Source organism: Ensifer sp. EB106-03-01-XG145, assembly GCF_058792075.1.
In genome coordinates, this window is record NZ_JBYTEC010000006.1 from 33,626 (window position 1) to 51,610 (window position 17,985).

Consider the following 17,985-nt stretch of genomic DNA (forward strand, 5'->3'; position numbering starts at 1 on the left):
AAAGTAGAGCTTGACTCGCCGAAGGTGAATGGCATCAATTCGGCGTCCCGAACTGGAACACCCATCATGGCCATCGCCGTCGAAGCGCTCGCGTCCAGTCCCGTCTTCTTCAGCACCGTGCTGGATTACGCCCGCGGCATGGTCTCCATGTATGGGGATAACCCGCGCCTCGCTTCGATCTTTGCCTCGCAGCAACGCTGGCTGATGGCCCAATCCGGCCCTGCCCTCCATCACGACCGCGATCCCCAAGATCTGTCGAGCGGCCTCTATAGCGGTCGTTTCATCAACTATGTCGTCGCCAACGATATCGCCAGCCGCAACACCGCGGATCGATCGCGCGTTCGAAAACGAAATCCTTGCGAACGCCGAGGAGGCGACGCCCGTCACCTATGGCCGGGCGTGCGCAGTTACTTGAACGAGCTCTTACTTGAGCAGTTCCTTCACGAGACCGGACGCCTTGGCGAAGTCCATCTGGCCCGGATAGCGCTCCTTGAGCACGTTCATGCACTTGCCCATGTCGCGCAAGCCTTGCGCGCCGGTTTCCTGGATCACCGAGGCGCAGAGTTCACGCACCGTCTCTTCCGGAAGCTGGGCCGGAAGGAACTGGTTGATGATCACGATTTCCTGGCGCTCCTGCTCGGCAAGCTCCGGCCGGCCGCCCTCGTCATAGATGCGGGCCGACTCTTCGCGCTGCTTGATCATCTTGGCGAGGATCTGCAGGATGTCGTCGTCGCTGACCGGGTCCTTGCCCAGGCCACGATTGGCGATGTCCCGGTCCTTGATCGCCGCCTGGATCAGCCGCACGGTCGAGGTACGCCGTGTGTCCTTGGCTTTCAGGGCTTCCTTCAGTGCGTCAGCGAACTGGTCGCGCATGTCCATACTCCATGTCGAAACCGGCCCGCGGTGCTCTGCCCGGAACCGGCTCGAAACCATCATTGTTGTCGTCGTCTTAAACCAGTGTGACAGGCGCAATCAAACGGAATACGCAACCGCTTGAATTAAAAGGAATTTTATTTCCTGACAATTCACAGCGGCCGGTTGACCCGGATCAGCGCTTTGGCTATTTTCCCGCACCTGCACGACATCGGCATGAGAGCACTTTCCGCGGGGATTCCGCGCGTCCATGCCTGAGCACATGAAATGGCGATCGACCGCCGGGCTTTCAAGCCCCGCTTCACGCCGCAACGGGATAGGAACGATGACCGCGACACCCGCATGGACCAATGAAAAACCAACCGCACTGCTCGTTCTGGCCGACGGCACCGTGATCGAAGGCAAGGGCATCGGCGCGACCGGCAAGGTGCAGGCGGAAGTCTGCTTCAACACGGCGCTGACGGGCTATCAGGAAATCCTGACGGACCCCTCCTATCTCGGCCAGATCGTCACCTTCACCTTCCCGCACATCGGCAATATCGGCGCCAATGACGAAGACATCGAAGACCTGACGCCGGCAGCACGCCACGGCGCGGTCGGCGTCATCTTCAAGGCCGACATCACCGAGCCGTCGAACTACCGCGCCGTCAAGCACCTCGACGCCTGGCTGAAGGCCCGCGGCATCATCGGCCTCTGCGGCATCGACACCCGCGCGCTCACCGCCTGGATCCGCGAAAACGGCATGCCGAACGCCGTCATCGCCCATGACCCCCAGGGCGTCTTCGACATCGACACGCTGAAGGCCGAAGCCAAGGCCTGGAGCGGGCTTGAAGGCCTCGACCTCGCCAAGGTCGCGACCTCGGGCCAGTCCTCGCGCTGGGACGAGAAGCCCTGGGTCTGGGACGAGGGCTATTCGACGCTCGGCGAAACCGATGCCGCCTACCATATCGTCGCGCTCGACTATGGCGTGAAGCGCAACATTCTGCGCCTCTTCGCCGGCCTCAACGCCCGCGTCACCATCATGCCGGCTTCGACCAGCGCCGACGAAGTTCTGGCGCAGAAGCCGGATGGCATCTTCCTGTCCAACGGCCCGGGCGACCCGGCGGCAACCGGCGAATATGCCGTGCCGGTCATCCAGAACCTGCTGAAGAGCGATATCCCGGTCTTCGGCATCTGCCTCGGCCACCAGATGCTGGCGCTGGCCCTCGGCGGCAAGACCGAGAAGATGCACCAGGGCCACCACGGCGCCAACCACCCGGTCAAGGATCACACGACAGGCAAGGTCGAGATCGTCTCGATGAACCACGGCTTCGCGGTCGATTCGAAGTCGCTGCCGGAAGGCGTTGAAGAGACTCACATTTCGCTCTTCGACGGCACGAACTGCGGCCTGCGCGTTGCCGGCAAGCCGGTGTTCTCGGTCCAGCACCACCCGGAAGCCTCGCCCGGCCCGCAGGACAGCCACTACCTCTTCCGCCGCTTCATGAACCTCGTGCGCGAGAAGAAGGGCGAGCCGGCATTGGCCGAGCGCTAAGCGCAACAAACATTCGGACAAAAGGCCCGCCTCGCGCGGGCCTTTTCTTTGGCGACAGGGCATCGGCCGATATCGCCAATCGCGTCCACCGAGGCGGGAGTACAGCTCGTCGTTTTGTCTGTCAGCCGTCGGCGAGACGGTCGGCAATGAAGTCGACAACCGCCCGGACCGACGGGAGCTGGCCGCGCCGATGCGGCATCAAAAGCGTTGTCGTGACCAGCCCCGCCTGCCAGTCGGGCAGCACCCGCACGAGGCTGCCATTGTCGATCTCGGCATGACAGAGCTTGCGCGGCAGCGCGGTGATGCCGAGCCCGGACAATGCCGCCTCGAGCAGCACACGCGATTCGTCTGCGACGAAGCGTGGCTGCGGCTTCAGCGAGATGGTGGCGTCGTCCGCGTTGCGCAGCGTCCAACCATCGCTTACGAGCGACGTGAGCAGGCCATCATGGTCGTCGACGTCAGCGGGCTCGGCAGGCGTGCCGCGTCGGGCGAGATAGCCGGGTGCGGCAACGAGCCAGATGACTTCCGAGGCGACCCGCCGCTGGACGAGACCGGAATCGGGCAAGGGCGCGAAATGATCGCGCACGGCGATATCGAAGCCTTCCTGGATCAGATCGACGAAGCGGTCGGTCGCATGCAGCACCACCCGCATCTTCGGATAGGCTAGCGCCAGCTGAGGCAGCAGCCCCGAAAGCGTCATCTGCGCAGTCGGCACCGAAGCGGTGATGCGCACCGTGCCGCTTGGTTCTGCAAGCCTGCCCTTGACCACGGCTTCAGCCGCTTCCGCCTCGATCAGCATCGCGGCCGCATGGCGATAGAAGTCCTCGCCGATCTCGGTCACCGTGAAGCGGCGGGACGTGCGGTTGATGAGCCGGACGCCAAGCATCTTCTCAAGCTCCGCCACGCGCTTGCTGAGCGTCGATTTCGGCACGTTGAGCACACGCGCAGCCGGCGCGAAGCCCCTATGGTCGACCACATGGGCGAAGATGATGAAGTCGTTGAGATTGCGCATCGCGGCTCCCGATGTCCACGCCTATGGATGACATGTCCGTATTTGGCCAATTTTCAAAAGACCGTCCACAAATTCATCGCCCCGCATTGAAACCGAATATCCAGGGAGAGGCTGGGCCCCTTCGCAATGTTGACCCGCTGACGGATGAGGTCACGGACGTGACTTGCGGTTGACCCTTCGCCGGGCTTCGCGCATCCTCCCGTGCAACTGGAGGTGACGATGATTACAGGTCCACAGTGCCGCGCCGCCCGGGCGCTGATCGAAATCTCGCGCGAGATGCTGGCAAGCTTTTCAGGTGTCGACGAAGACACGATCCTCAGGTTCGAACGCAAGCTCGAGACGCCCAGCGACGAGACAATCCTATCGCTGAGGCATGCACTCGAACATGCCGGCGCAGTGTTTCTGCCGGAAGGCGAACGCGGCATCGGCGTGCAGCTGAAGTTCACGCGCTCCGAGGCTCGCCGCCTCTCGATCCTGGAAAGCGAGGGTGGCGTCGTCGGCGACGACGAGGTTCCCGGTGCGTGAATTTCTGACAAAATTTCAATGCCTTGGCCGATCCGCCTGAATAAGATTGGCCACCGCTTGAATCGATCTGCGAACAAAAAAGCCCACCGTTTCCGGCGGGCTTTTTGTGATGCGATTGCCAGCGCTTACTTGCAGGCGGCGCAGAAACGCTGGATGCGGCGGCAAGCCTCTTCGAGCTGAGCTTCCGAGGTTGCGTAAGAAATGCGGAAGTTCGGGCCGAGACCGAAGGCCGAACCATGCACGACGGCAACGCCTTCGGATTCGAGCAGCTCGGAGACGAAATCTTCGTCCGTCTCGATGACCTTGCCCGACGGCGCGGTCTTGCCGATCAGGCCGGCGCAGGACGGGTAGACGTAGAAGGCGCCTTCCGGCGTCGGGCACGCAATGCCCTTGGCCTGGTTCAGCATCGAGACGACCAGATCGCGGCGGCCTTCGAAGATCTTCTTGTTCTCGGGGATGAAGTCCTGCGTGCCGTTCAGCGCCTCGACGGCCGCCCACTGCGCGATCGAGGTGGCGCCCGAGGTCTGCTGACCCTGGATCATGTCCATGGCCTTGATGAGCTGAAGCGGACCGGCAGCGTAGCCGATGCGCCAGCCGGTCATGGCATAGGCCTTGGAGACGCCGTTCATCGTCAGCGTGCGGTCATAAAGGCCGGGCTCGACTTCGACCGGGGTCGCGAACTTGAAGTCGCCATAGGTCAGGTGCTCGTACATGTCGTCGGTCAGCACCCAGACATGCGGATGCTTCATCAGCACGTCCGTCAGCGCCTTCAGTTCGGCATGGCTGTAGGCAGCGCCCGACGGGTTGGACGGCGAGTTGAAGACGAACCACTTGGTCTTCGGCGTAATCGCCTTGTCCAGGTCCTCCGCCGTGAGTTTGAAGTTGTTTTCCTGGGTGGCCGAGACGAACACCGGCGTGCCGCCGCACAGCGCCACCATTTCCGGATAGGAGACCCAGTAGGGCGCCGGGATGACGACTTCATCGCCCGCGTTCAGGGTCGCCATGAACGCGTTGAAAAGAATCTGCTTTCCGCCGGTGCCGACAATCGTCTGGGCGGCGGTGTAATCAAGGTTGTTCTCGCGCTTGAACTTCTTGGCGATCGCTTCGCGCAGTTCCGGAATGCCGGAGACCGGCGTGTACTTCGTCTCGCCGCGGTTGATGGCGTCGATCGCCGCCTTCTTGATATTGTCGGGCGTATCGAAGTCCGGCTCCCCGGCGCCGAGGCCGATCACATCACGACCTTTCGCTTTCAGCTCACGGGCTTTCTGCGAAACGGCGATAGTGGCGGAAGGCTTTACACGGGAGAGGGCATCGGCAAGGAAGGCCATGGGTGAAGGTCCTGATCGTTTCGAGACGAGGTGATCGCTACGGAACGTAAAAAGCCAGGCTCCATAGCGGTTAGGTCTATGTCGAAAGACGCCCGGTCTTGCAAGCGCCGGAACGGCAAAAACGCCGGAAACGCGGGCAAAAAGCGTCACCATGACAAAGTTTCATGAGTGCGATCAGCGTTGTCGATCGCCAGTCGCGATCCCGAGGCGATCCTCGCCCACAAGTCCAGCGCCGAAAAAAGGAATTATGGCGGTCGTTTGAACGGCCACGAAACGTATCAGTCGGAAACGGTTCTTGATCGCGATTTATTCAAAAAAATCAGCGGCGTTCGGCATTTTTTGAAATGCCATAATTTGGCCATCACAACTGTCGCGGTCCGCCGCAATTCCGTCCTGCAACAGCCGGTTTCCGGGCCTTTTCTTCGATCATCCGAACACATTCGCATTACGGGGGTTATGCAATGTTTCTCGACGACGAAATCGCCTCATTGAAAACCGGGCAGAACGAAGCGCGCTGGGGCATGTATCTGGCGATCGCAGCGCTCGCCGCCTGCATCCTGATGATCATCGGCCTGATGACCCAGGCCGCGGCCGAAACTGCCGACGCCAAGCCTCAGCAGATGGCAGGTTATGTTCGCCCCAACGATATCGGCGCGGGCGCCCTGCTCTTCCCGTCGAAGGAACCCGGCTACTTCGTCGAGGCGCCGCGGCTGGCGACGGACGTGACGATCGACGTCAACGGCCCGATCATGCGCACCCGCGTGACCCAGCGCTTCGAGAACCCCAGCAAGGGCTGGGTCGAAGGCACCTATGTCTTCCCCCTGCCCGAGGATTCGGCGGTCGATACGCTAAAGATGCAGATCGGCGACCGCTTCATCGAGGGCCAGATAAAGCCGCGCCAGGAAGCCAAGGAGATCTACGAACAGGCGAAGGCCGAGGGCAAGAAGGCGGCACTGCTCGAGCAACAGCGCCCGAACATCTTCACCAACCAGGTCGCCAATATCGGCCCCGGCGAAACGGTCGTCATACAGATCGAGTACCAGAGCGCGGTCCGTCAATCGAACGGCCTCTATTCTCTCCGTTTCCCGATGGTGGTCGCGCCCCGCTATAATCCGCAGCCGATCGTTCAGACCGTCGACCTCGACAGCCGCACCGGCTATGCCGTCAACGATCCGGTTCCCGACCGTGAAAAGGTCGAAGCGCCGGTTCTCGACCCCAAGGAAAACGCTAAGGTCAATCCCGTCACGCTGACGGTGAACCTGAAGGCAGGCTTCCCCCTCGGCGAGGTGAAATCCGGCTATCATGACGTCGATATCGCCAACCTCGATGATCTCAGCCGCCGCGTGACGCTGAAGGGCGACAGCGTGCCGGCCGACCGCGACTTCGAGCTCACCTGGAACGCGATCGAGGGCAAGAGCCCCTATGCCGGCCTCTTCCGGGAGACAGTCGGGAACAAGACCTACCTGCTCTCCTTCGTCACGCCACCGGCTGCCGCAAGCGAGACCGATGCCAAGCCGGTCAAACGCGAGATCGTCTTTGTCATCGACAATTCCGGTTCCATGGCCGGCCCCTCGATGGAACAGGCGAAGGAGAGCCTGGCGCTGGCGATCTCCAGGTTGAAGCCCGAAGACCGCTTCAACGTCATCCGCTTCGACGACACGATGTCGGTGCATTTTCCTGAGCTCACCGAGGCGACACCGGACAAGCGCGAGGATGCGATCGCCTATGTCCGCGGTCTCACCGCCGACGGCGGCACGGAAATGCTGCCCGCGCTGGAAGCTGCATTGCGCACGCAGGGTCCAGTTCAGGCCGGCGCGCTTCGCCAGGTGGTCTTCCTGACCGATGGCGCGATCGGCAATGAGGCGCAGCTCTTCGACGAGATCCAGAAAAACCGCGGCGACGCCCGCGTCTTCACCGTCGGCATCGGCTCCGCCCCCAACAGCCATTTCATGACCAAGGCTGCCGAATACGGCCGCGGCACCTTCACGCTGATCGGCTCGGAGAGCCAGGTGGCGACACGCATGGGCGAGCTCTTCACCAAGCTCGAAAGCCCCGCGATGACCGATATCTCCGCGAGCTTCGAGGCCGCATCGGCAAGCGACATCACCCCAAACCCCATGCCCGATCTCTATCGCGGCGAGCCGGTGGTGCTGACCGCCGAACTCGATGGCACCGCACCCAAAGGCAAGCTGCAGATCCTCGGCAAAGCCAGCGACCAGCCCTGGCGGGTCGAGATGGACATCGCCAAGGCCTCCACCGGCCAGGGTATCGCCAAGCTCTGGGCGCGGCGCAAGATCGATGATCTCGAGGCAAGTGCCGCTGCAATTGCCGATCCCGCCACGCTCGACAAGCGGATCGAGACCGTGGCGCTCGCCCATCACCTCGTCTCCCGCGTCACCAGCCTCGTCGCGGTCGATGCGACGCCCTCGCGTCCGGCCGGCGAGCCACAGGCCGAAACCAGGCTGCCGCTCAACCTTCCGGCCGGCTGGGACTTCGGCAAGGTCTTTGGTGAAGCGCCCGTCGAGAGCGCCCCCGGAAAGGTCTACGAACGCGACGCTGCGGTCGAGAGCCGGACCAAGCTTGCCATGGTGACGGCGGACCGCATGCTGGCGGCACCAACCGCACGGGCGGCAGGCATGATCGCCGAGGCCAACAACCAGGTCACCCTGCCGCAGACGGCAACGGAAGCGGACAAGCAGATCCTGATCGGCCTGATGCTGTTGGCCTTTGCCCTCTTCGCCGGCACGACCTTTGTCTTCTGGCGCGCGCCGATCGCCGCCGTCGTGCTTGCGGGAGTGCGCCGCCGTGGCCGCTGACAACGAAAGGCCCGAGCCAGGCCCGGGCTTTCTCGCCCGCCTCTCGGCGGTCGAGACGATCGTGCTCGCGATCATCGCGCTCATTGCCCTTGCCGGTCTCCTGCTGATCGGCAAAGGTTTCTACATGAAGGCCAAGGCCGAGGTCTCGCAGGTGCTTCTCAAGCGCACTTTCGAGGCGCAGTTGCACGGCAACCCGGATGGCAAGCCCTGGCCCTGGGCCGACTTTCAGACCGCCGCCGAGATCACCGCGCCGCGATTGAACCGCTCTGCGGTCGTGCTCGAAGGCGCGAGCGGCGAAGCGCTCGCCTTCGGCCCCGCCTGGCTGACGACGACGCCCTTGCCCGGCGACGAAGGCACCTCCGTCATCGCCGCGCACCGCGACACGCATTTCCGTTGGCTGAAGGACGTCAATCCCGGCGACCTCCTGGTGCTGACGCGCAAGGACGGCCGCCGCTTCCTGTTCCGGGCCGGCGAAAGCCGCGTCGCCCGCTGGGACGAAAGCGGCATCAACGCATCGGCCACCGGCCACCATCTGGCGCTTGCCACCTGCTGGCCCTTCGATGCGATCGAACAGGGGCCGATGCGCTATATCGTCAATGCCGAGCTCATCGGCGAACAACGGCCGGTGTCGCTGACGACAGGCTCGATCTCGAAATAAACCGCTTTTGATCGGATGTGACTTGAACCGCTCCGTCTCCCGCTCCAGCGTGCCAGTTGAACGAATCGGCCCGGAGAAGCGCAATGCGGCGAGCGGATGCAGCAGCGTCGAAACAGCTAGGTAGGCGGCGGCACACCCGGTCGCTCGCGGTGCTCGTCGCTTTGGCCGCGATCGCCGCCCCCTTGGGCGCTCACGCCCAAGAGACGCGCGAATTCCCGAGCCAGCACGGCACCCTGCGCGTCGAGACCCTGGCGGCCGGCCTCGAACACCCCTGGTCCGTCGAAGCGCTACCCGATGGAGGGCTGATCGTCAGCGAACGTCCCGGCCGGCTGAGGATCGTGCGCGACGGCAAGGTGTCGAAGCCGCTGAAGGGGGTGCCCAAGGTCGCTGAACGTGGCCAGGGCGGCCTGCTCGACATCGCACTTGACCCTGGTTTCGCAAAGAACAGGACGCTCTATCTGACATTGGCCGCCAATGGCAAAGGCGGCTACGGCACCGCCGTCGTGCGCGCGAAACTTGCCGAAAACGAGAGCGGTCTCACCGAGGTCAAGGAACTCTTCCGGATGAGCAAGTTCACCGGTAAGGGACAGCATTTCGGTTCGCGCATTGCGATCGCGCCCGACGGCAGCCTGTTCTTCGGCATCGGCGACCGCGGTGAACGCGATCGGGCGCAGGACCCGCGCGATCATGCCGGCGCCATCCTGCACATCAACGCCGATGGCAGCGCTCCCGGATCGAACCCCTATCGCGGCGGCACCGGCGGCCTGGCGGAGATCTGGTCGAAGGGTCACCGCAATCCGCAAGGGATCGCCTTCGACCCGAAGGACGGCACGCTTTTGACGGTCGAGCACGGCGCGCGCGGTGGCGATGAGGTCAACAATCCGCAGGCCGGCCACAACTATGGCTGGCCGGTCATCACCTACGGCAAGGACTATTCCGGCGCCGAGATCGGCGAAGGCACGGCGAAGGACGGCCTCGATCAGCCCCTCTTCTATTGGGATCCCTCGATCGCCCCCGGCGCGCTCGCCATCTATCGCGGCAGGATGTTTCCCGAGTGGGACGGCGACCTTTTGGTTGCCGCGTTGAAGTACCAGCTTCTCGCGCGGTTGGAGCGTGACGACAACGGTGCCATCGGCGCCGAGGAACGGCTGTTCGACGGCGAGTTCGGCCGCATCCGCGACGTCGTCGTCGCGCCAGATGGCGCATTGCTGATGGTGACCGACGAGGAAAATGGCGCCGTTCTCCGCGTCTCCAAGGGCGCGACGCAATAGCAATTGAGCCCGTCGCTGCCGCCTCACGACAGCTGGCCGCGGAACTCCTTGCGGAACATGAACTTCAGTCCCGACCAGACGGCATCGACGGCGCAGACTTTCACGTCGACGAGGCCAAGCGGCAGGAAGATATCGCGCAGCACGTCCTCGCTCAGCGTCGTCGCCACCTTCGACGCCTTCTTCGGCCAGGAAATCCAGAGCATGCCGTCAGGCCTGAGCCGGGCCGCAACCTCCGGCGCGAGCCCGTCCAATACGGACCTCTGCGTCTCGAACACATGGACATAGTCGTAGCTGCGCCCGCCGGCCGGACCGAGCACGATTTCGCAAGTCGAGAAGCCGGAAAAGTCCGTGATTTCGCTGAGGCTGGGCGGAACGCCGAGAAGTAGCGCCGCCTGCCCGTCCTTCAAACCCAGCTTGCGGGCAAGCGGCGTGCCGGAATATCCGCTGTCATTCATCACCATCTCCGAGCGCCGAGACGCTGACGATGAGCCTTGCCCGCCCAGAACGCAACTGCTAGACGGCGCCTGTCCGAGGAGAACCGACATGCCCCGCATTCAGGCCAATCTGCTGCTGTTGATTTCAGGCGCGATCTGGGGCGCCGGCTTCGTTGCACAGTCGACGGCCATGGATGCGATCAGCCCGCTGTGGTTCATCACGCTCAGATTTGCGATCGCGACGCTGGTTGCCATGCCCTTGGCCATCATGGAAACGAAGCGGGCGGCCGAACCGCTCAAGCTCACGACCGTGCGCAATTTCATCTTCATCGGCCTTGCACTCTTTGCCGGCGCAGCGACCCAGCAGTTCGGCCTGCTCGACACCAGCGTCACCAATTCCGGCTTCCTCACCGGGCTCTATGTCGTCTTCGTGCCCGTGCTGACGGTCATCTTCCTGCGCCGCAAGCCGCATTGGGTCATCTGGCCCGGTGCGCTGATGGCTCTCTTCGGCATCTTCCTTTTGAGCGGCGGCACCTTGTCGGCGCTGACCGGCGGTGACTACCTGACGATCCTGTGCGCCCTGTTCTGGGCGGTGCAAATGCTGCTCGTTGGCCTTTTCGCGCCCAGCAGCGGCCGGCCGATGTTGCTGTCGATGACGCAGTTCGCCGTCTGCGCAGTGCTCGGCTTGCTTTTCGCAGTGAAGATGGAGCCGCTGAGCTTTGCGGCTGTCGAAGGCGCTCTCTTCGAAATCCTCTATGCCGGCATCTTCTCGAGCGGCCTCGCCTTCATCCTGCAGGTGGTGGGCCAGCGCTATACCACTTCGCCGCAGGCCGCCATCTTCCTGTCGAGCGAGGCGCTCTTTGCTGCCCTCTTCGGTGTCCTGCTGCTCGGCGAGATCATCACCCCGATCGGCTATGCCGGCTGCGCGATCATCTTCGCGGCAATGCTTGCCGTCGAGATCATTCCCGAACTGACCAAAAATCGGCGCGCGGAAGCTGCGGCCTGAACTGGCCTCTGCGAGCGCAACCGACACTGCGCCATGAACTATATCAGCGACCGGTCCAAACGCCGGACTGGCGCTTTACTTGCTATTGTACCGGGCCATCAAATCGTTGCTTCGCCGCCAGGCGCGAAGCGGGCGCAATCGACCGGTCCAATTCAATACCTGTAGGTTTTCTGCAAGAATCGTACGTAAGAAACGTACGACGCGAGAAGCATCAAACATATCAGAGAGTTGCGAATACCGGACGGCGCCAGCATTCGACTGGCCTCCTTGCGGCTGCATCGAAAAACAGCAAAAACCCACTCAATTTTGCGGCGTTCATTTTCAAAAAGCTGTGATTTCAACAGCTTGCGATATATCTTGAAGAAGGGGCAACAGCTGCGGAAATGACCGATTTTTGAGCAATGACAAGACGCAATACCACGCTCGAAAAGTTTTGCTTGCCAATTCAAAATAAACCCATCACTCTTACTCTGTTCGGGCAATCTGCGAACACGGGAAGATCTTGAAATAAAAGCGGGCCGGAGACGCAAAACTCCGGGCGGCCAGACCGGGAAGACGCATGAAAATGCAACTTCTCCAATGGCTGGCTGCGGTAACAGGACCCTTTCCTCAAACGTCGAGAACTGCCTGCCAACGCCCATTCGGGCAAAACTGCAATGCTGCCCGTCCGTCAAACGGGTGGAGAGAAAAGGACCTGACGCATGGCCGAAACTGGCACTGTAAAATTCTTCAACACCGACAAGGGCTTTGGTTTCATCAAGCCTGACAACGGTGGTGCAGATATCTTCGTACACATTTCCGCAGTCCAGGCCTCCGGCCTGAACGGTCTGACGGAAAACCAGAAGGTGAGCTTCGACACCGAACCGGATCGCCGCGGCAAAGGCCCGAAGGCGGTCAACCTGCAGATCGCCGGCTAACGCCGACATCCGCTGACAGATTCAAAGTTGAAGCCCGGCAGGCTTGCCGGGTTTTTTTTGTTCAGGCTCGGTTCACAGTGGCGGCATTAACGTCCTCTCATGAAATCCGGATTGATCCGGTCCATGCGATAGGATTTGAAGCCCATGAACACGTTCATCAAAGCCGCCGTTCTTTCGGTCGCCGCAATCGCCATGATCGTCCCGACCTCCGGCGCCGCGCTGGCAGACCATCGCCATCACCACAACAATGACGATGCATGGGTGGCAGGCGCAGCGGGCCTCGCCGCTGGCGCGCTGATCGGCGGCGCGATCGCCTCGCAGCCGCGTTACAACAGCGGCTACGGCGAGCGCGTCTATATCGATCCGGAACCGGAATACGATTATTACGAGCCGCGCCCGGTCTATCGCCCTCGCCCGGTCTATCAGGCCCGTCCGGTTGTCGTCGATAACTACGGCGGCGGCAGCTATGGCGGCGGTTACCGCTCGCTCGAGCCCTGGACGCCGTCCTGGTACCGTTACTGCTCGCAGCGCTACCGCTCGTTCAACCCGGACAACGGCACCTTCCGCGGTTACGACGGCCGCAGCTACTTCTGCACCGCCGGCTGATCGGCGCAGAGCATACGGAATCAAAAAGCCCATGCCTCGATCAAGGCATGGGCTTTTTTCGTGATTACAACGGCAAGCCGTCCTTCTTCAGAGCCCGCGCAGATAGGGATTGGTGCGGCGCTCCTCGCCGATCTGCCCGCCTGGACCGTGGCCGCAGATGAAGCCGACAGTGTCACCGAGCGGCAGGATCTTGTCGCGGATGGAATCGAGCAATTGCTGGTGATTGCCGCCCGGCAGGTCGGTGCGCCCGATCGAACCGTGGAAGAGCACGTCGCCGACATGGGCGAAGTTCTGTGCCCGGTTGAAATAGACGACATGGCCGGGTGCGTGGCCGGGGCAATGCAGGACCTCGAAAACATGGTCGCCGAACGAAACGGTATCGCCCTCTTCGAGCCAACGATCCGGAATGACGTTCTGGACCTTCATCGCCAGCCCAAAACGCTCGGCCTGGCTCTCGAGCCTTTCGAGCAGCGGCAGATCGTCCTTGTGCGGGCCGATGATTTCAAGCCCGAGCGCATCCTTCAATTCCTTGGCGCCGCCGGCGTGGTCGATATGGCCATGGGTGATCCAGATCGCCTTCAGCGTGATGCCGTTCTCGCGGACCGTCTGCAGGATGAGGTCGACATCGCCACCGGGATCGACGATCACGCCTTCCTTGGTCTCGCTGTCGAACAGCACCGTACAATTCTGCTCGAAATGGGTAACCGGAATGATGCCCGCCTGTAACATGTGCGCCTGCCTCTATGGGATCTGCTGCATGTTTCCTTGCATCGTCGCCGATTGAGGGACAACCCATGCAGCACTTCAAAGTTCTACAGCGATCTTAGCGCGCCCGGCGGGACGCGCGACGCTGTAACTCTCCTATAGCGGCAATTGGCGCCGGTGACAGCGCCAATCAGCGCAGAACGGCGACTTGGCTGGTGGCCGGTTGCGGTGCGGGCCATTGCACTGTGGTCATCAGCAGCGCCGAAATTGCCAGTTCGGCGGCAACGACGATCCTGACCACCGGCTTGAGGCTGCGGGCGGTGAAATTGCTCTGATCCGGCTGAATGTCCTGCATCTTCGTCGCCTCTCCCGCTGCTTGTTTCTTCGGGCCTTGGGCCGCGGCAGCAGAGGAAGAATGTCACGGCGTCACATTTCGTGACGTTCCCGGGGGAACATCCGCGCGCGCGGAGGCGTTTCGCCCTCACCACTAAAGGAGAAAGATAATGTTGAAACTTACCCGCCCCCTGCTGCGAGCCACTGCGGCCGCGGGTTTTGTGCTGACGCTCGGCATGCCGGCCGCCTTTGCCGCCATGACCGCGACCACAGTCACGGACCTCAACATCCGCACGGGTCCGGGCCCTCAGTATCCGACAGTCGGGCTTGCGGCCCGCGGTAGCACCGCGGTCATCGACGGCTGCATCGAAGGCAGCAAATGGTGCCGCATCGACATCAATGGCGTGCGCGGCTGGGTCTATGCGCAATATCTGACGACGTACTTCGGCGGTTCGGCCGTCGTGGTTCAGGAACGTCGCGCCGACCTCGCTATTCCCGCCGTCACCTATGAGGCGCAGCCGAACGATCCGGTGATCGTCAGCAGCGGCGATGAGTTGATCGGCCCGGTCGAAGAGATCGATCCGATCGTGCCACCGGACACCGTGCGCACCTACGTCACGGCGAACCCTGGCGAGACCGTCTATCTCGACGGCGAAGTCGTGGTCGGCGCCGCGCTGCCGCAGACCGTCGCGGTCCGCCGCGTGCCTGACTATAACTACGACTATGTCAGCATCAACGGCCAGCCCGTGCTGGTCGAGCCGGCGACGCGACGCATCGTCTACGTCTATCGATAGGCATTTGTTTCTCCGGCGACCGAGCGGTCGCCGGAGCCTACGGCGCATGCACGAATCATCCGCTTCATTGTGCGAAGACTGAAACCGATCCTTCTCGACGCCGGCGCAAGCTTCTCTGTCTGACGCCACGAAACGCCGCTTCCAGCTGAAATCAAACCATTTCAATGGCTAGGATCCGGGCACCGGGGCGGTCATTTCATTCAAATTGACAATAATCCAGATTCGGCTTCAACCTATCGGTGCCGGATCATCGGCTTTAGTGGCCCGTCCACGACGAGCCACGACACGGAGGGATCAATGGAAGCATTAATGCCTATCATTACCCAATTGATCGCGGGGGCGGCCGGCGGCAACGCGGCCAGCGCAGTGTTGAAGCAGCAGGCATTCGGTGTCGTCGCACGGACCATCGTCGGCGCGATCGGCGGCCTGGGCGGAGGTTTCCTCATTCAGATGCTCGGCGGCGAAGCAGCCGCGACAGGCCTTGCCATGCAGGCCATCGGCGGCCTCGTCGGCGGCGGCGTGCTGAGCGGTATCGTCGGGCAATTCCTCGGCAAGACGGCCTGACCCCTACCACGATCATATCCGTAGTAAGACAAAAGGCGGCCCCTGGCCGCCTTTTCTGCATTCGAGACAATTGCGGATGCCGTTACTCGGCGGCCGCGGCAACCGGGTAGACTTCCTTCATGTAGTCGTTCATCAGCGTTTCGCAGATCGTCGCCGGCGTGAAGCGATGGGGACCGATTTCGGAAACCGGCGTCACTTCGGCAGCGGACCCCGTGAGGAAGCACTCGCTGAAGCTGGACAGTTCCTCCGGCATGATCGCCCGCTCGACGACCTCGTAGCCGCGGCGCTTGGCAAGCTCGATGACCGTGCGGCGGGTGATGCCGTCGAGGAAGCAATCCGGCACCGGCGTGTGGATGACACCGTCCTTGACGAAGAAGATGTTGGCGCCCGTCGCTTCGGCCACCCGGCCGCGATAGTCGAGCATCATCGCATCCGCATAGCCCTTGGCTTCCGCCGCATGCTTGGAGATGGTGCAGATCATATAGAGACCGGCCGCCTTGGACTTGGAAGGTGCCGTCTGCGGATCCGGGCGGCGATACTCGGCGATGTCGAGGCGAATGCCCTTCAGTTTCTCCGCCGGGTTGAAGTAGCTGCCCCACTGCCAGATGGCGATGGCGACGTTGATGCGGTTGTTCTGCGCCGAAACGCCCATGCTTTCGCTGCCGCGCCAGGCGATCGGCCGCACATAGGCCTCGGAGAAGCCTTGGCGCTTCAGAAGCTCCACGCTTGCGGCGTCCAGCTCTTCCACCGAATAGGGAATCTTGAAGCCAAGAATGTCAGCCGAGTTATGAAGGCGCTGGTTGTGCTCGCTCAGCTTGAAGATACGTCCGCCATAGGCGCGCTCGCCCTCGAAGACCGCGCTGGCATAGTGCAGGCCGTGGGTCAGCACATGTACCTTGGCGTCCTTCCATGCGACGAATTCGCCGTTGAACCAGATCTCTCCGTCCAACTGATCAAAAGGAACCGCTGCCATGGTGTCATCCTCCGGCGCATATGCGCCATTCTTAGTTGATTATCGTCCTGCTTTCAGTTTATCGGCAAACTGATTGAGGGAAAATTCAATTTCGTGATTTTGGATTTGCGATCGGAACGGCGCGGCATATCCTCCTACAGCGCCGCGCGTCTTACGAGACGCGCAAAGGTCGCTGTAGCACTTTGAATTGCTGCATGTTTCTATCCTTAAATCGGCTACGATTTAAGGGAACATGCAGCGAGGTGTTGCCAACGCCAAATGTCTCGCTTACCGAGCAAGGACGCTAACGATGCGGTAAAAATATGTCAATAAAGCTGACGTATTTTTCCGAATGTTTCGCAAGTTGCAATCTGGCTGAAAGGAAATGACCGCGTGGCCGGCCAATCCAAAGAGAACACCCGGTATCTCACCGATGCCGCCGCCGATGATGACACGATCGATTTCGAGATCATCGAGTTGCTCTTCTTTGCCTATCGCGACTTCACCTCCGACCCGGATGCGATCCTCGAAAAGAGCGGCTTTGGGCGGGCGCATCACCGGGTCGTCCATTTCGTCGACCGCGAGCCCGGCATGACCGTCGCCGACCTCTTGGACACGCTGAAGATCACCAAGCAGAGCCTCGCCCGCGTGCTCAAGCAACTGATCGATTCCGGCTACATCCGCCAGGAGACCGGCCCTGAAGACCGACGCCAGCGCATGCTCTATACGACTGAGGAAGGCAAGGCGCTGGCGCGTGCGCTGGCCGAGCCACAGTCCCGCCGCATAGCCGATGCATTGGCAAGAACGGGTCCGGGCGCGCGGGAGACGGTCAAACGCTTTCTCGCCGGAATGAAGAACGCCGCAGACTGACACGAGGCTCGCCGCCGGCAGACGGCTCGGGAGCCTGGAACCAGGGAAGCGTGGAATGACGACAAAAGCGACTGTCTCGGACGATGCGGCTCACCTTCTGGTCGTCGACGACGACCGGCGCATCCGCGATCTCCTGAACCGCTATCTGGTCGAGCAGGGATTTCGCGTGACGACCGCGTCCGACGCGGACGAAGCACGGCGCAAGCTGGTCGGCCTCGACTTCGACCTTCTGATCGTCGATGTGATGATGCCGGGCGAAAGCGGCATCTCGCTGACCAACAGCCTGCGCCAGATCAAGACCGTGCCGATCCTGATGCTGACGGCGCTGGCGGAATCGAACTCCCGCATCGAGGGCCTGGAAGCCGGCGCCGACGACTATCTGTCGAAGCCCTTCGAACCGCGCGAACTGGTGCTGCGCATCAACAATATCCTGCGCCGCAACCAGCCGGCCCAAGCGCCCAAGGTCGACCAGGTGATCTTCGGCCCCTACACCTTCTCGGTGGTGCGCAAGGAACTGAGGCGCGGCGCCGATCACATCCGGCTCACCGATCGCGAGCAGGAGATCATGACGCTGTTTTCGCAGCGCGCCGGCGAGACCATCCCGCGCCACGAACTGATCGGCGACGATGCAGAGGTCGGCGAGCGCACGATCGACGTGCAGATCAACCGCCTGCGGCGCAAGATCGAGGACGATCCGTCCAATCCGGTCTGGCTGCAGACGGTGCGCGGCATCGGCTACCGGTTGAGCGTGGACTGAAAATGGCGGGCCTTCCGATGAGCGCGGCAAACC

At 62.2% G+C, this 17,985-nt stretch carries 20 protein-coding genes; 13 read left to right on the forward strand and 7 right to left on the reverse strand.

Translation table 11 applies throughout. From position 1 onward, the window contains the following. Positions 1–423 precede the first annotated feature (423 nt). Entirely contained in the window at positions 424–873 is a 450-nt protein-coding gene (locus AC3WWH_RS16285) for a GatB/YqeY domain-containing protein (RefSeq protein WP_057254340.1), read from the reverse strand. 325 nt (positions 874–1,198) lie between these two features. Here AC3WWH_RS16285 and carA point away from each other — a divergent pair, with 325 nt between their 5' ends. Beyond that, positions 1,199–2,404, forward strand: a complete 1,206-nt coding sequence (carA, locus tag AC3WWH_RS16290) for a glutamine-hydrolyzing carbamoyl-phosphate synthase small subunit (RefSeq protein WP_057253181.1) — start codon at positions 1,199–1,201, stop codon at positions 2,402–2,404. 121 nt (positions 2,405–2,525) lie between these two features. On the opposite strand, the gene AC3WWH_RS16295 is transcribed toward carA, so the two are convergent. Further along, a complete protein-coding gene (locus tag AC3WWH_RS16295; protein WP_112946622.1) occupies positions 2,526–3,416 on the reverse strand; it encodes a LysR substrate-binding domain-containing protein in 891 nt (296 codons plus the stop codon). 219 nt (positions 3,417–3,635) lie between these two features. Here AC3WWH_RS16295 and AC3WWH_RS16300 point away from each other — a divergent pair, with 219 nt between their 5' ends. Then, positions 3,636–3,941: a helix-turn-helix domain-containing protein gene (locus AC3WWH_RS16300; protein ID WP_057253179.1), complete on the forward strand. Its 306-nt coding sequence runs from the start codon at positions 3,636–3,638 to the stop codon at positions 3,939–3,941. A gap of 125 nt (positions 3,942–4,066) precedes the next feature. Here AC3WWH_RS16300 and AC3WWH_RS16305 read toward each other — a convergent pair whose 3' ends face one another. After that, positions 4,067–5,269: a pyridoxal phosphate-dependent aminotransferase gene (locus AC3WWH_RS16305; RefSeq protein ID WP_057253175.1), complete on the reverse strand. Its 1,203-nt coding sequence runs from the start codon at positions 5,267–5,269 to the stop codon at positions 4,067–4,069. Between the two features lie 180 nt (positions 5,270–5,449). Here AC3WWH_RS16305 and AC3WWH_RS16310 point away from each other — a divergent pair, with 180 nt between their 5' ends. The 4 genes from AC3WWH_RS16310 (at position 5,450) to AC3WWH_RS16325 (ending at position 10,014) form a co-directional block, all read left to right on the forward strand. Continuing rightward, positions 5,450–5,761, forward strand: a complete 312-nt coding sequence (locus tag AC3WWH_RS16310; RefSeq protein WP_143032948.1) for a hypothetical protein — start codon at positions 5,450–5,452, stop codon at positions 5,759–5,761. Continuing rightward, complete coding sequence (locus AC3WWH_RS16315; protein WP_058321109.1) at positions 5,731–8,085, forward strand: marine proteobacterial sortase target protein; 2,355 nt, start codon at positions 5,731–5,733, stop codon at positions 8,083–8,085. The genes AC3WWH_RS16310 and AC3WWH_RS16315 overlap by 31 nt, the downstream gene beginning before the upstream one ends. Further along, entirely contained in the window at positions 8,075–8,743 is a 669-nt protein-coding gene (locus AC3WWH_RS16320; RefSeq protein ID WP_244495684.1) for a class GN sortase, read from the forward strand. The genes AC3WWH_RS16315 and AC3WWH_RS16320 overlap by 11 nt, the downstream gene beginning before the upstream one ends. Before the next feature lie 83 nt (positions 8,744–8,826). Further along, on the forward strand, positions 8,827–10,014 hold the full coding sequence (locus AC3WWH_RS16325; RefSeq protein ID WP_058321111.1) for a PQQ-dependent sugar dehydrogenase: 1,188 nt from the start codon (positions 8,827–8,829) through the stop codon (positions 10,012–10,014). Between the two features lie 23 nt (positions 10,015–10,037). On the opposite strand, the gene AC3WWH_RS16330 is transcribed toward AC3WWH_RS16325, so the two are convergent. After that, a complete protein-coding gene (locus tag AC3WWH_RS16330; RefSeq protein ID WP_058321112.1) occupies positions 10,038–10,469 on the reverse strand; it encodes a hypothetical protein in 432 nt (143 codons plus the stop codon). Positions 10,470–10,557: 88 nt separating this feature from the next. On the opposite strand from AC3WWH_RS16330, the gene AC3WWH_RS16335 reads away from it, so the two are divergent. The 3 genes from AC3WWH_RS16335 (at position 10,558) to AC3WWH_RS16345 (ending at position 12,977) form a co-directional block, all read left to right on the forward strand. Further along, complete coding sequence (locus AC3WWH_RS16335) at positions 10,558–11,454, forward strand: DMT family transporter (RefSeq protein WP_492377118.1); 897 nt, start codon at positions 10,558–10,560, stop codon at positions 11,452–11,454. 701 nt (positions 11,455–12,155) lie between these two features. Next, complete coding sequence (locus AC3WWH_RS16340; RefSeq protein WP_057253168.1) at positions 12,156–12,371, forward strand: cold-shock protein; 216 nt, start codon at positions 12,156–12,158, stop codon at positions 12,369–12,371. A gap of 144 nt (positions 12,372–12,515) precedes the next feature. After that, positions 12,516–12,977: a BA14K family protein gene (locus AC3WWH_RS16345; RefSeq protein ID WP_057253166.1), complete on the forward strand. Its 462-nt coding sequence runs from the start codon at positions 12,516–12,518 to the stop codon at positions 12,975–12,977. An 87-nt stretch (positions 12,978–13,064) separates the two neighbouring features. On the opposite strand, the gene AC3WWH_RS16350 is transcribed toward AC3WWH_RS16345, so the two are convergent. Together AC3WWH_RS16350 and AC3WWH_RS16355 are read right to left on the reverse strand one after the other, a co-directional pair. After that, positions 13,065–13,706 (reverse strand): MBL fold metallo-hydrolase, encoded by a 642-nt coding sequence (locus AC3WWH_RS16350; protein WP_057253164.1) that lies wholly within the window; start codon positions 13,704–13,706, stop codon positions 13,065–13,067. Between the two features lie 166 nt (positions 13,707–13,872). Next, entirely contained in the window at positions 13,873–14,037 is a 165-nt protein-coding gene (locus AC3WWH_RS16355; protein WP_197417260.1) for a hypothetical protein, read from the reverse strand. A gap of 148 nt (positions 14,038–14,185) precedes the next feature. Here AC3WWH_RS16355 and AC3WWH_RS16360 point away from each other — a divergent pair, with 148 nt between their 5' ends. Both AC3WWH_RS16360 and AC3WWH_RS16365 read left to right on the forward strand, forming a co-directional pair. After that, positions 14,186–14,809 (forward strand): DUF1236 domain-containing protein, encoded by a 624-nt coding sequence (locus AC3WWH_RS16360; protein WP_058321114.1) that lies wholly within the window; start codon positions 14,186–14,188, stop codon positions 14,807–14,809. 297 nt (positions 14,810–15,106) lie between these two features. Then, positions 15,107–15,373 (forward strand): hypothetical protein, encoded by a 267-nt coding sequence (locus tag AC3WWH_RS16365; protein ID WP_034788698.1) that lies wholly within the window; start codon positions 15,107–15,109, stop codon positions 15,371–15,373. An 82-nt stretch (positions 15,374–15,455) separates the two neighbouring features. Here the strand turns inward: AC3WWH_RS16365 and AC3WWH_RS16370 are convergent, their stop codons facing one another. Continuing rightward, entirely contained in the window at positions 15,456–16,346 is an 891-nt protein-coding gene (locus AC3WWH_RS16370; RefSeq protein ID WP_057253160.1) for a branched-chain amino acid aminotransferase, read from the reverse strand. Between the two features lie 372 nt (positions 16,347–16,718). Between AC3WWH_RS16370 and AC3WWH_RS16375 the strand changes: the two genes are divergently transcribed. Further along, complete coding sequence (locus AC3WWH_RS16375; protein WP_057253158.1) at positions 16,719–17,195, forward strand: MarR family winged helix-turn-helix transcriptional regulator; 477 nt, start codon at positions 16,719–16,721, stop codon at positions 17,193–17,195. A 55-nt stretch (positions 17,196–17,250) separates the two neighbouring features. Next, positions 17,251–17,952 carry a response regulator gene (locus tag AC3WWH_RS16380; protein WP_057253157.1) on the forward strand — a complete coding sequence of 234 codons (702 nt, stop codon included), beginning with the start codon at positions 17,251–17,253 and terminating at the stop codon, positions 17,950–17,952. Positions 17,953–17,985 lie beyond the last annotated feature (33 nt).